The organism is Micromonospora sp. DT201 (genome assembly GCF_049841575.1).
Classification (GTDB): Bacteria; Actinomycetota; Actinomycetes; order Mycobacteriales; family Micromonosporaceae; genus Micromonospora.
This window is the reverse complement of sequence record NZ_JBNCKP010000001.1, coordinates 58,020-69,929: the sequence shown is the minus strand read 5'-3', so window position 1 is coordinate 69,929 and position 11,910 is coordinate 58,020. Positions and strand designations below refer to the sequence as shown.

The window sequence follows — 11,910 nt, the reverse complement described above, 5'->3', positions numbered from 1 at the left end:
ATGAGCGTGAGCCGTTACGACCCTAACGCCGACGCCCAGCCGATGGACAACGGAAATACAGCGCTCCGCCCGTACCCGCTGTGCGCGGGTACGGGCGGAGGCGGTGGATCAGCGGGTCAGCGCTGGAACTGCACCGGCCCCTGATTGCGGGCCATCTGCTCCAGCCGGGCCACGCGGTCCTCCATCTTCGGGTGAGTGGAGAAGAGCGCCGCCATGCCGCCGCCCCGGAACGGGTTGGCGATCATGAGGTGTGCGGTGCTGGTGAGCTGGCCTTGGGCCGGCAACGGCCGACGTCGGGCCACCGCATCGATCTTGCGAAGTGCGCTGGCCAGGGCCAGCGGGTCACGGCTCAACTCGGCACCCGAGGCGTCCGCCTGGAACTCGCGGCTCCGGCTGATCGCCAACTGGATCACGGTGGCCGCGATCGGGCCGAGGATCAGGGTCAGCAGCAGCACGGCCGGGTTGGGCCGGTCCTCGTCGTCCCCGCCGCCCAGCGGGATGAAGAAGGCGAGGTTCGCCAGCAGGGTGATGATGCTGGCCAGACCAGCCGCCACGCTGGAGATCAGGATGTCCCGGTTGTAGACGTGGGACAGCTCGTGCCCGATCACACCGCGCAGCTCGCGGTAGTCGAGGATCTCGGTGATGCCCTGGGTCACGCAGACCGCCGCGTGCTGCGGGTTACGACCCGTGGCGAACGCGTTGGGCTGCGCGGTCGGGCTGACGTAGAGCCGTGGCATGGGCTGGCGGGCGTCGGTCGCCAACTCGCGCACCATCCGGTACAGCTCGGGGAACTGCGCCTCGGTGACCGGTTGCGCCCCCATTGACCGCAAGGCGAGCTTGTCGGAGTAGAAGTAGGAAACGCCGTTCATCACCAGCGAGATGAGGACGGCGATGACCAGGCCGCCACTGCCACCGAACCCGTAGCCCACCGCGAGAATCAGTGCGGAGAGCAGGCCGAGCAGCGCGGCGGTCTTCAGACGGTTGTGGTGCACGATCTCTCCTTCGGTGCACGGATCGCCGGGATCCGCTGACCGGTGCAACAACCCGGTACCCGCCAACCATCCGTCTCAACGCTGAGAGTTCACTGAGACTGGAGTGACAGGTCAGGTCAGCGACCGGCCAGGTCGAGCACCAACTGCGGGGCGACGCCCAGCACCACGGCGGCCACCGTCGCCACCGCCAGCACCACAGCCACCACACCCACCAGGGGTACGGCTGCCGCGCCGCCGCCATTCGGGGCAGCGAGGGGCGTCGGCGGGGTCCAGAGCGCGGCGGTCACCCGCAGGTAGTAGGCCAGCCCGATCACCGCGTTCAGCGCCACCACCAGCGCCAGCCAGGCCGCCCCACCGTCCAGCAACGCCCGCACCACTGTCACCTTCGCGAACAGGCCGGCCAACCCCGGTGGCAGGCCCGCCAGACCCACCAGCGCGAGACCGAGCGCCGCCGCTCGCCACGGGTGCCGACGGGCCGCCCCGCGCAAATCGTCCAACGTGCCGCCATCCGCGCCCGCTGGGCGCAGCGCGGTCACCCCGGCGAACGCGGCCAGCTCCAACACCACGAAGAAGACGGCGTACGCCACCGCAGCGGCGTACGCGGCGGCCCTTGCCTCGTCGGTGCGGCCGGCGGCCAGCGCCAACGCGCCCAGCGGGGCGAGGATGTAGCCGGCCTGCGCGACTGACGACCACGCGAGCAGCCGGACGGTACGCCGCTGGCGCAGGGCGACGAGGTTGCCGACGGTCATGGTGAGCACCGCGAGCACGGCGAGAACCGGACCGGTCTGATCCGCCGGCAGCGCCCGCTGCACCACAGCGAGCAGAGCGACAAGGCCGCCCAGCTTCGACGCCGTGGACAGGTACGCGGCCACCGGCAGCGGAGCGCCGTCGTAGGTGGCCGGCGCCCAGGCGTGGAACGGCACCGCCGCCACCTTGAAGGCCAGCCCGACCAGCAGCAGCGCCACCGCGGCGGTGGTCAGCGGCAGGTCCCGCACCTCCGGCCGTTCGGCAAGCAAGGCGCTGAGCCGGTCCAGGTGCAGCCCACCGGTCACTGCGTACAGCAGCGCAGCGCCGAGCAGGGTCAGCGTGGTCGCCACCACGCTGACCACGAAGAAGGTCAACGCGGCCTCGGCGCTGGCGAGGCTGCCCCGGCGCAGGCCGACCAGCACGTACAGCGGCAGGGTCAGCGTCTCCAGGGCGACGATCAGAGTGATCAGATCGCCGGCCGCGCCGAGCACCACGCCGCCGGTCATCGAGCAGGCCAGCAGGAAGGCGTACTCCCCCACCGGCGACCGCCCAGCCAGCAACGCGGGCACGGAGAGCCCGAGCACGCCGAGGGTGAGCAGCGCCACCACCACGGCAACCAGCGCGGCCCGACCGCCGAAGATCCAGGAGCAGTCGGCGCCGACGCAGAACGTCCGCCGCTCCCCGCCCGCCCCGACCAGGGCGGCTCCGACGGCCGTGCCGAGAGCACCGACCGCCGCCGCCACGATCGTTGCCCGGGGCCGGGCCAGAAGCAGGTCGGTGAGGAGGACGAGCACGGCGGTGCCGGCGGCCAGGTAGGCCGGCAACAGCGCAACGCTGTCGACGCTTTGCACGCCAGTCATGGGAAGACCACCCCGATCAGGGCGTCGACGGGGGCCTCGGCGACGCCGAGGACCAGCGCCGGGGCCAGCCCGATGGCCAACGCGAGCAGCACCAGCGGCACCCACGCGGTCAGCTCCGCACCGGCCAGGCCAGGGCCGACCTGCCCGACGGCAGGGCTTGGCCGGTTGTGGGTGACCTGGCGCAACAGCCGCAGGAAGTACGCGGCGGTGAGCGCGCCGCCGACCGCGGCCAGCACCCCGAGGGTGGTCCACAGCGGGCCGCCCACCTGAATGGCGGCGATCACCGCGAACGCCTCGCCCCAGAAACCGGCCAGACCCGGCAGGCCCAGCGAAGCGATCGCCGCGAACGCGAGCAGCCCAGCCAACCGAGGCGCGGTCTCCCGCAGCCCGGACAGCTCGGCGAGAGTGCCCGTGCCGGTACGGTCCTTCACCGCGCCGGCCAGGAAGAAGAGCAAGCCGGTGATCACCCCGTGTGCGACGTTGCCGATCAGCGCCGCCTGGATGCCGATGGTGGTCAGCGTGGCGACACCCAGCAGCACGAAGCCCATGTGCCCCACGCTCGAGTACGCGATCAGCCGTTTCACGTCGGCCTGGGCCAGGCAGATCAGCGAACCGATCAGGATCGCGGCGACGGCCAGCACGCCGAGCACCGGCGCCGCCCAGCGCGCACCCTCCGGCGCCACCCCCACCGCCACCCGGATCAGACCGTAGGTGCCCATCTTCAGCAGCACCCCGGCCAGCACGACACTGCCCACCGTGGGGGCCTGGGTGTGTGCGTCAGGAAGCCAGGAGTGCAGCGGCCACAGCGGGCTCTTCACCGCGAACGCCAGCGCGAGCAGGGTGAACGCGGCCAGTTGGGTGCCCCGGGACATCCCCGCACCGCCGGTCAACGCCACCACGTCGGCAGTGCCGGCGGCGGACACCACGACGTACACGCCGACCAGCAGCAACACCGAGCCGAACAGCGTGTAGAGCGCGAACTTGCGGGCTGCCCGACGCCGGTCCGCGCCACCCCAGCCGGCGATGATCGCGTACATCGGCAGCAGGACGATCTCGAAGAACAGGAAGAACAGCACCAGGTCCAGGGCGAGGAAGGTGCCCAGGATGCCCACCTCGACCACCAACAGCAGCGCGACCAACGCCCGGCCACTGCCGCCGCCCGGAACACGCCACATCGTGTACGCGCAACAGAGCAGGGTGAGCAGCGCGGTCAACACCACAAGCGGCCAGGAGATGCCATCGACGCCGAGATGGAAACGCAACTCCAGGCCGGGCACCCAGGGCAGATCCAGTTGATGCCACGGACGCACCGCCGGCGCGTCGGCCGACCAGGCGAACCAGCCCCGACCCCCGAACACCAGCGGCACCGCGGCCAACAGGGTCAGCGCCGCCGCTACCGTGCCGACCAGGCGGGCCGCCCGGTCCCGGGGCGTCGCCGCCACCGCAACCGCACCGAGCGCCGGCACCGCCAGAACGGCAACCAACAAACCCTGCCCAAACGTCACTGGACCGCCTCTGTTCGCGACTGCGGGGCTCGCAACCCCGGCTCACTCCTCGCGCTCACCGGATCACTCCGATCAGGGTGGCTGCCAACCCGATCAGCAGCGCGCCGGCCAGCACGCCGGCGGCGGCCCGGGGCAGCGCCGCTCGGTGCAGCACCGCCAGCCCCGCGCCCAGACCGGACGCGACCCGCCCGGTGCCCTCGACCGCACCGTCCACCACCACCTCGTCGCCGGCGCGCGCGGCGCGGGCCAGCGCGCGGACGGGGCGTACGACCAGGGTGTGTTGGACGTCGTCGAGCCGGAACGCGCGGGCGAAGACCGGCCGCAGCGGACCCAGCGCGGCCGCCGGGTCGGCGGCCCGGTTCCGACGCCAGCCCAGCGTTACCAGCCCCGCGCCGACCAGCAGCAACACCAACGGCAGCAGCACCCCGGGCCCGAGGTGGACCAGGCCGTCCTCGGAGCCCGCCACCGGGACGGTGGCGAATCGCAGGCGGTCGGCGAACGCCCCGACGAAGCCGGCCAGACCGAGAAGCGCGGCCGGTACGGCCAGCAGCAGCACCGGCCAGCGCAGCAACGCGGGCGGATCGTGCGGCCGGACCAGCGGCAGGCGTGGGGCACCGAAGAAGGCGCGCAGCAGCAGCCGACCGGCGTACCAGGCGGTGATCGCCACGCCGACCAACCCGGCCAGCCACACCAGCCAGCCCACCCAGGACGGCGCCGGGCCGGTGCCCTCCAGCGCGGCCGACTCGGCCACCGTGAGCACGCCGTCCTTGCTCCAGAAACCGGCCAACGGCGGCACCCCCACCAGCGCGCCCAGGCCCACCACCGTGCACCAGAACGTCACAGGCATGCTCCGCCGCAGCCCGCCCATCTCCGACATCAGGGTGGTGCCGACCGCGTGGATCACCGCGCCGGCGGCGAGGAACAGCAGCGCCTTGAACGCGGCGTGGGTGAGCAGGTGGAACAGCGCCGCCGACGGTGAGCCGACCGCCAGTGCGCCCGTCATGTAGCCCAACTGGGACACGGTCGACCAGGCCAGCACCCGTTTGATGTCGTCCTGTGCGGTGGCGGCGAGCGCGCCGAGCAGCAGCGTTATCGCGCCGAGCACCCCCAGCACGGTCAGCGTCACCGGCGCGGCCGTGAACAGGGGGTAGAGGCGGGCCACGGCGTACACCCCGGCGGCGACCATCGTCGCGGCATGGATCAGCGCCGAGATCGGCGTCGGGCCGGCCATCGCGTCCGGCAGCCAGGTGTGCAGCGGGAACTGGGCGCTCTTGCCGGCCACCCCGGCCAGCAACAGCAGGCCAGCGGCGGTCAACGTCGCACCGGAGTGGTCGTGGGCGAGCACGTCCGCGATCCGGAAGCTGCCCGTCGACACGCCCAGCAACGCGATGCCGAGCAGGAACCCGACGTCACCGACCCGGGTCACCAGGAACGCCTTCACCGCGGCGGCCGGCGCGGCGGGCAGTCGACGGTCGTGGGCGATGAGCAGGTACGAGCAGAGGCCCATCACCTCCCAGCCGACCAGCAGCATGATCAGGTCGCCGGCGACCACCACCAGCAGCATGGCACCGGTGAAGATGCTGATCTGCGCGGCGTACGGCGGGTAGCGGTGGTCGACGTCGACGTCGTCGTGTGGACCGCGCCGCAGATAACCGACCGAGTAGACCTGCACGGCCAGGGCGACCGCGGTGACCGCCACCGCGACCAGCGCGGCGGCGCCGTCCAGCCGGACGCCGAGCGTCACCATCAGCCCGCCCACGTCGACCCAGGTGGTCGACGTCTCGGTCGGCCCGTCGACAGTCAGCAACAGCGCGATGGCCAGCGCCAGCGCACCGGCCGCGCCGGTGACGCCGAGCGCGACGGCCAACCGTCGGGCCCGGTCACCGCCGGCCGCACCCGCGCCCGGGTGTCGCGGGGCCGGCGGCAACAGCAGACCGACCAGGCCGGCGACCAGCGGTACGGCGGGCAGCAGCACCCCGAGCAGCCCGGTCACCGGCCCGCCTCCGCGTCCAGGACGGCCGGCTCGCGCCCGCCGACGGGATGAGCCGGCTCGGTCAGCGGCACGTCATCCACCGCCACGGTGGCCCGCAGCCGGTAGAGCTGCAGGACGATCGCCAGCCCCACCCCGATCTCGGCGGCGGCGAGGACGATGACGAACAGCGCGAAGACCTGCCCGGAGTGCGGTAACACGGCGCGGGCGGTGGTGTCCGCGGTGACCAGGATCAGGTTGACCGCGTTGAGCATCAACTCGACTGACATCAGCACCAGCACCGCGTTGCGTCGGCGCAGCACGCCGTACACGCCGAGGCCGAACAGCAGCGCAGCGGTGACGTACGGGATGACCGGCCTCACCGACGCCCCCCGGTCTTGACGTCGACCCCGCGCCGCTCGGCGGCGGCATCCGCGCCCGGGCCGGGTCGGCCGATGTCCGGCCGGGACAGCACGATCGCGCCCACCAGGGCGGACAGCAGCAGCACGGAGAGCACCTCGAACGGCAGCACCCAGGACTGGAAGATCTGCTCTCCCAGCCGCTCGGCGGTGCCCGCGTCCGGCAGCGCGACGGTGCTCCAGCGGTACGCGTCGACGAGCAGGACGGTCAGCCCCAGCCCGGCGCCACCACCGATCAGGGCGGCCGGCCAGCCAGGCCGGTCCAGGTCGTCGGAGGCGCCGATCGGAGCCCGGGTCAGCATCACCGCGAACAGCAGCAGGACCACCACCGCGCCCACATAGATCAGCACCTGCACCCAGGCCACCAGCTCGGCGCTGAGCACGAGGAAGTCACCGGCCAGCGCGCCCAGGCACACCACCAGGTAGAGCCCTGCCCGGACCAGGTGTTTCGTCGTCACCACCAGCACGCCGGCACCGACCGCCACCGCGCCGAGGGCGAGCAGCAGCACGTCCGCGCCGGTCACCGAGCCGCCCCCACGGTTGGGGTCGGCATCCGTCGGGCGGGCGTCACGACGCCGGACCCGGGTCGGTGCCGGGCTCGGGGCGTACCGACGAAGGGGCCGGACGCGCGGCGGCAGCCTTGCGCGCGGCGGCGGTCTCCTCCTTGGCGGGCTCCCCGTTCGGGTCGTGTGCCTGCGGCGGCGGGACGGTGGCCATCCACTGACCGAGGTGGTCCTTGTCGTGCAGCAGGTCCTTGATGTCGTACTCGGCGTACTCGAATTCCGGTGACCAATAGAGCGCGTCGAATGGGCAGACCTCGATGCAGATGCCGCAGTACATGCAGAGCGAGAAGTCGATGTCGAACTTGTCGAGCACGTTGCGCTGGCGGGGGCGGGCGGCGCCGGGCACCGCCACCTCCTCCTTGTGCGAGTCGATGTAGATGCACCAGTCCGGACATTCACGGGCGCAGAGCATGCAGACCGTGCAGTTCTCCTCCGACAACGCGATCACACCACGCGAGCGGGGCGGCAGGTCGGGGGCCACGTCCGGGTACTGCTGGGTGGTCGACCGGCTGGTCATCGTCTTGAGGGTGACCGCCAGCCCCTTCACCAGACCCGCGCCGGGCAGGCCGCGTGCACTGGTGGCGCCGGCCGGGTCGCCGTGCTCGCTGGGGTCGCTCATGTCGACCATCCTGCCCTGTGGCCTCGGCGCGCGCGACCACCACCCGTGGGTCCAAGGCGGTACCGTGGTCGCGGGGAGAACGAACGCACCTGGAAGGACCTGCCATGACCGCCGCGCTGCAGAGCGACTACCCGCCCGAGAGCGTGTGGACGACTGACGACCTGGATGCGCTGCCCGAGGATGGTCGCCGCCGGGAACTGCTCGATGGAGTGCTGCTGATGTCCCCCTCCCCCACCCGTACCCACCAGACAATCGCTGGCCACCTGATGGCCGCGCTCGACGAAGACTGCCCCGACGGCTACGACGTGACCCAAGGGGTCGAGGTGCGGATCAACCGCACCCGGTCCTTCATCCCCGACGTGCTGATCACCACGGCGGCAGCGGCGGCTCGCGAGCCGTCGAAGTACGAGCCGCACGAGGTGGTCGTCGCCATCGAGATCGTCTCACCGAGCACCCGCTCGATCGATCGGGTGTTGAAGCCGGCGCTGTACGCCCAGGCCGGCATCCCCTTCTACTGGCGGATCGAGACGCAGGGTGGCGCGTTGGAGGTCGTGACCTACCGGATCGACGCGGTGAACGAGGTCTACAACGAGACCGGGCGGTGGACGAAGTTCGTCGACACCGGCGAGCCCTTTCCGATCAACCTGCCGATCAGCCGGATCACGCCCCGGGTCCGCTGACGACTGTCGGGGGGAGCATCTCGACGCCGAGCTGTTGCAATAATTGGAACAGCTCGTTGCAGCTCCACACCTCGACGATCCGGCCCGCCGTGTCGAAGCGCAGGAACGTCGCACCGGAATAGCTCACCACCTGCCCGGTCGGGAGCACCGGCCCGAACTGCCCGACGTGCGTGCCGGCCGCCCGCCAGTGCACGGCCACCCGCTCGCCGGCCGCGACCACGTCCACGATCTTGTAGCGCAGGTCCGGGAAGGCCGCCCGCCGCTCCCGGTGCCAGGCCAGCGTCGCCTCCGGCCCGGTGCCGCCCAGCCCTGGGCACTCCTCGGCGATCAACTCGTACGCCGACTCCTCCCGGCGGGCGTTCCACACGTCCGCGATGAAACGCCGGGCCGCGGCCTCCACATCCGTCATGCCGGCAGGGTATCCGGGCCGGCGGTCCCGGCGACGCGGTCAGGTTGACTCAGGCCACACCGGCGGGCCGAAGATCCGCGAGAATGTGACGAAGACGGCAACAGACCGGAGGATGACGTGGGCGAGGAAACAGGCGGGAAGTACGTCGAGCCAGGCGGCGAGTTCACCCGCGACCAGCGGTACATCGCCACTCGGATCACCGAGGACGGGCGCGACGGGTACCCGGTGGAGCCGGGCCGGTACCGGCTGGCGGTGAGTCGGGCCTGCCCGTGGGCCAACCGCCTGATCATCGTGCGGCGGCTGCTCGGCCTGGAGGACGCCATGTCGATGGCGGTGGCCGGCCCGACCCACGACGCCCGGAGCTGGACCTTCGATCTCGACCCGGGTGGGCGGGACCCGGTGCTCGGCATCGAGCGCATCCAGGAGGCGTTCTTCAAGCGCTTCCCCGGCTACGAGCGCGGCATCACGGTGCCGGCGATCGTCGACGTGCCGACCGGGCAGGTGGTGACCAACGACTACGCGCAGATGAGCCTCGACCTGTCCACACAGTGGGGCGCGTACCACCGCGACGGTGCCCCACAGCTCTACCCCGAGCACCTGCGGGCGCAGATCGACGAGGTCAACGACGTCGTCTTCCGGGACGTCAACAACGGCGTCTACCGCTGCGGGTTCGCCGGCAGCCAGGAGGCGTACGAGAAGGCGTACCACCGGCTCTTCGACCGGCTGGACTGGTTGACCGAGCGGCTGACCGACCAGCGGTACCTGGTCGGCGACACCATCACCGAGGCCGACGTGCGGCTGTTCACCACGCTTGTCCGCTTCGACCCGGTCTACCACGGCCACTTCAAGTGCAACCGGCAGAAGTTGAGCGAGATGCCGGTGCTGTGGGCGTACGCCCGGGACCTGTTCCAGACCCCTGGTTTCGGCGACACCGTCGACTTCGACCACATCAAGCGGCACTACTACGAGGTGCACCGCGACATCAACCCGACCGGGGTCGTGCCGCTCGGCCCGGACCTGTCCAACTGGGTCACCCCGCACGGTCGGGAAACCCTCGGCGGCCGCCCCTTCGGCGACGGCACGCCGCCTCCTCCGCCGACTGAGCCCGTCGACCCCGCGCACACTCCGCTGCGCTGAGCCAGCGACCCACGCGACCCACGCGACCCACGCGACCCTCGCCGCTCAGACGGGGGTGGCCGGGTGGTGGGGGTGCTCGCGTCGCCTTTGCTCTGCTTCAACCCAGGCAACACTTCTGCCGCGCAAGTGTTGCCTGGGTTGAAGCAGAGCAAAGGACGTCGAGACAGGGTGGTCACCCCGTCGGGCGTCAGGCCGGACCTCGCGCCGCAATCGACGCCGCGTCGGGGTCCGTGAGGGTGATGCTGCGGCCTCAGAGAGCGATGCGGACCGCGGCGGTGAGGACCAGTTGCCCTAGGGACGCTGGCACCAGCACCAGCCAGCAGAGCCGTTGCAACTGGTCCTCGCGCAGCCGGGGGTAGGACACCCGGAGCCAGATGATCACGAAGGCCACGGCGAAGATCTTGAGCAGCGTCCAGAGCCAGCCCAACTGATCATCAGCGAACGGGCCCTGCCACCCACCGAGGAACAGCACAGTGGTCAGCGCGGCGATCACCACGATGCCGACGTACTCCGCGAGCAGGAAGAACGCGAAGCGCAGACCCGTGTATTCGGTCATGTAGCCGAAGACCAGCTCCGAGTCGGCCACCGGCATGTCGAACGGCGGCCGGCGAATCTCGGCCAACCCGGCGACAAAGAAGACGATCATCGCGGGTGCCTGCCAGAGCAGCCACCACGGCTGCCACGCCTCGACGATGCCAGAGAGGCTGAGCGTGCCCGCCGCCATCGCCACCGACGCGGCAGCCAGCACCAGCGGCAACTCGTAACCGAGCAACTGGGCGGCCCCACGCAGGCCACCGAGCAGGCTGTACTTGTTGGCCGACGCCCACGCCGACATCAGCACCGCCACGACCCCGACACCGACCACGGCCAGCACGAAGAACAAGCCGATGTCCAACGGTTGCCCGACCAGGTCGTTCGGGCCGAGCGGGATGACCAACAGCACCAGCAGATAGGGCACCAGCGCCACCGCCGGGGCCAGCCGGAACACCGCCCGGTCCGCCTCGCGCGGGGTCACGTCCTCCTTCTGCACGAACTTGACCCCGTCCGCGACCAACTGGGCCCAACCGTGGAAGCCACCCGCGTACATCGGACCGAGCCGGCCCTGCATGTGCGCCATCACCTTGTGCTCGGCCTGGCCGACCAGCAACGGCAGGGTGAGGAACGCGACCAACACGCCGCCCACCCGCAACACCAGCTCCACCCAGAGCGGCATCAGGTCGTACCCCCGTCGTCATCGGTGCGGCCGTCGCGGGCCGGCGGGTCCGCGACCGGACCGGGCCGCGCCGGACGCTCACCGGCCGGCCTGGCCGGGGTGCCGCCACGCGGACCCTCCCCCACGCCACCAGCGCCGGCCGGAGTGGGCGTGGTCCCCCACTCACCCGGAGCGGGAACGCCCGGCGGGCGGATCGGTCGGCGCCCACCACCGGCCTCGGACTCGCCTGGCTCCTTCGCACCCGGCCAGGGCTTGGCCACCCGGGAAGCGAGCACGAACTCCTTCCGTAGCGGGTGACCCTCGAACTCGGGCGGCAGCAACAGCGGCAGCAACTCCCCGTGGCCGGCGAAGTCGATACCGAACATCTCGTGTGTCTCCCGCTCGTGCCAGGCGGCACCCGGATAGACGTCGACCACCGAGGCGACCGTGGGCGTGCCACGCGGCAACCGGGTACGCAGCAGCACCCCGTGCCGTAGCCGCGTCGACCAGAGGTGCGCCACCACGTCGAAGCCCTCGGCCAACTCGTCGACCGCGGAGAGCCAGTCGAAGAAGTCGCAGGCCAGCACGGCATCGTCGCGGGCGACACGAACAGCGGTCAGCCAGCTTTCCAGCGGCACATCGACGGTGGCGCGGGCGAACCGTTGCCCGCCGGAGACCGACGGGGTCGCCTCAACCGGCGCAAGCAGCGCGACCAGCCGAGCGCCGACCTCTTCGGGAGTCATGCCGCTGATCCTAGGACGTCCCGCCGGTGCGAGCCCGGCCCGCGCCCGTCCGCCGCCGCTAGCCGGCGATCTGCC

General features: G+C 71.6%; 12 protein-coding genes. 2 read left to right on the top strand and 10 right to left on the bottom strand.

Annotated features, from left to right (window positions below):
• Positions 1-116: 116 nt before the first annotated feature.
• The 7 genes from htpX to ACLQ28_RS00310 form a co-directional block, all read right to left on the bottom strand.
• Positions 117-992: a zinc metalloprotease HtpX gene (gene htpX, locus ACLQ28_RS00340; RefSeq protein ID WP_425684212.1), complete on the bottom strand. Its 876-nt coding sequence runs from the start codon at positions 990-992 to the stop codon at positions 117-119.
• Between the two features lie 116 nt (positions 993-1,108).
• On the bottom strand, positions 1,109-2,599 hold the full coding sequence (locus ACLQ28_RS00335) for an NADH-quinone oxidoreductase subunit N (RefSeq protein ID WP_425684211.1): 1,491 nt from the start codon (positions 2,597-2,599) through the stop codon (positions 1,109-1,111).
• Complete coding sequence (locus tag ACLQ28_RS00330; RefSeq protein WP_425684210.1) at positions 2,596-4,104, bottom strand: complex I subunit 4 family protein; 1,509 nt, start codon at positions 4,102-4,104, stop codon at positions 2,596-2,598. Before ACLQ28_RS00330 ends, ACLQ28_RS00335 begins: the two co-directional genes overlap by 4 nt.
• Before the next feature lie 55 nt (positions 4,105-4,159).
• Positions 4,160-6,097 carry an NADH-quinone oxidoreductase subunit L gene (locus ACLQ28_RS00325; protein ID WP_425684209.1) on the bottom strand — a complete coding sequence of 646 codons (1,938 nt, stop codon included), beginning with the start codon at positions 6,095-6,097 and terminating at the stop codon, positions 4,160-4,162.
• Entirely contained in the window at positions 6,094-6,456 is a 363-nt protein-coding gene (gene nuoK, locus ACLQ28_RS00320) for an NADH-quinone oxidoreductase subunit NuoK (RefSeq protein WP_425684208.1), read from the bottom strand. Before nuoK ends, ACLQ28_RS00325 begins: the two co-directional genes overlap by 4 nt.
• Positions 6,453-7,016, bottom strand: coding sequence for an NADH-quinone oxidoreductase subunit J family protein (locus ACLQ28_RS00315; RefSeq protein ID WP_425684207.1), 564 nt, complete (start codon positions 7,014-7,016; stop codon positions 6,453-6,455). The genes nuoK and ACLQ28_RS00315 overlap by 4 nt, the downstream gene beginning before the upstream one ends.
• 43 nt (positions 7,017-7,059) lie before the next feature.
• Positions 7,060-7,683, bottom strand: a complete 624-nt coding sequence (locus ACLQ28_RS00310) for a NuoI/complex I 23 kDa subunit family protein (RefSeq protein ID WP_425684206.1) — start codon at positions 7,681-7,683, stop codon at positions 7,060-7,062.
• Between the two features lie 95 nt (positions 7,684-7,778).
• Here ACLQ28_RS00310 and ACLQ28_RS00305 point away from each other — a divergent pair, with 95 nt between their 5' ends.
• Positions 7,779-8,354: a Uma2 family endonuclease gene (locus ACLQ28_RS00305; RefSeq protein ID WP_425684205.1), complete on the top strand. Its 576-nt coding sequence runs from the start codon at positions 7,779-7,781 to the stop codon at positions 8,352-8,354.
• Here ACLQ28_RS00305 and ACLQ28_RS00300 read toward each other — a convergent pair.
• Positions 8,335-8,763 (bottom strand): ester cyclase, encoded by a 429-nt coding sequence (locus tag ACLQ28_RS00300; RefSeq protein WP_425684204.1) that lies wholly within the window; start codon positions 8,761-8,763, stop codon positions 8,335-8,337. The two genes, ACLQ28_RS00305 and ACLQ28_RS00300, sit on opposite strands and share 20 nt — an antisense overlap.
• Before the next feature lie 117 nt (positions 8,764-8,880).
• Between ACLQ28_RS00300 and ACLQ28_RS00295 the strand changes: the two genes are divergently transcribed.
• Positions 8,881-9,900, top strand: coding sequence for a glutathione S-transferase family protein (locus ACLQ28_RS00295; protein WP_425684203.1), 1,020 nt, complete (start codon positions 8,881-8,883; stop codon positions 9,898-9,900).
• A gap of 250 nt (positions 9,901-10,150) precedes the next feature.
• Here the strand turns inward: ACLQ28_RS00295 and ACLQ28_RS00290 are convergent, their stop codons facing one another.
• Together ACLQ28_RS00290 and ACLQ28_RS00285 are read right to left on the bottom strand one after the other, a co-directional pair.
• Positions 10,151-11,113, bottom strand: coding sequence for a complex I subunit 1/NuoH family protein (locus ACLQ28_RS00290; protein WP_425684202.1), 963 nt, complete (start codon positions 11,111-11,113; stop codon positions 10,151-10,153).
• Complete coding sequence (locus tag ACLQ28_RS00285) at positions 11,113-11,835, bottom strand: NADH-quinone oxidoreductase subunit C (RefSeq protein ID WP_425684201.1); 723 nt, start codon at positions 11,833-11,835, stop codon at positions 11,113-11,115. Before ACLQ28_RS00285 ends, ACLQ28_RS00290 begins: the two co-directional genes overlap by 1 nt.
• Positions 11,836-11,910: the final 75 nt, after the last annotated feature.

What these genes read in the sequence shown, in the direction of transcription:
- ACLQ28_RS00310 (WP_425684206.1), bottom strand. Translation starts at nt 7,683, where the DNA reads ATGGTCGACATGAGCGACCCCAGCGAGCACGGCGACCCGGCCGGCGCC.
- ACLQ28_RS00305 (WP_425684205.1), top strand. Translation starts at nt 7,779, where the DNA reads ATGACCGCCGCGCTGCAGAGCGACTACCCGCCCGAGAGCGTGTGGACG.
- ACLQ28_RS00285 (WP_425684201.1), bottom strand. Translation starts at nt 11,835, where the DNA reads ATGACTCCCGAAGAGGTCGGCGCTCGGCTGGTCGCGCTGCTTGCGCCG.
- ACLQ28_RS00335 (WP_425684211.1), bottom strand. Translation starts at nt 2,599, where the DNA reads ATGACTGGCGTGCAAAGCGTCGACAGCGTTGCGCTGTTGCCGGCCTAC.
- ACLQ28_RS00290 (WP_425684202.1), bottom strand. Translation starts at nt 11,113, where the DNA reads ATGCCGCTCTGGGTGGAGCTGGTGTTGCGGGTGGGCGGCGTGTTGGTC.
- ACLQ28_RS00300 (WP_425684204.1), bottom strand. Translation starts at nt 8,763, where the DNA reads ATGACGGATGTGGAGGCCGCGGCCCGGCGTTTCATCGCGGACGTGTGG.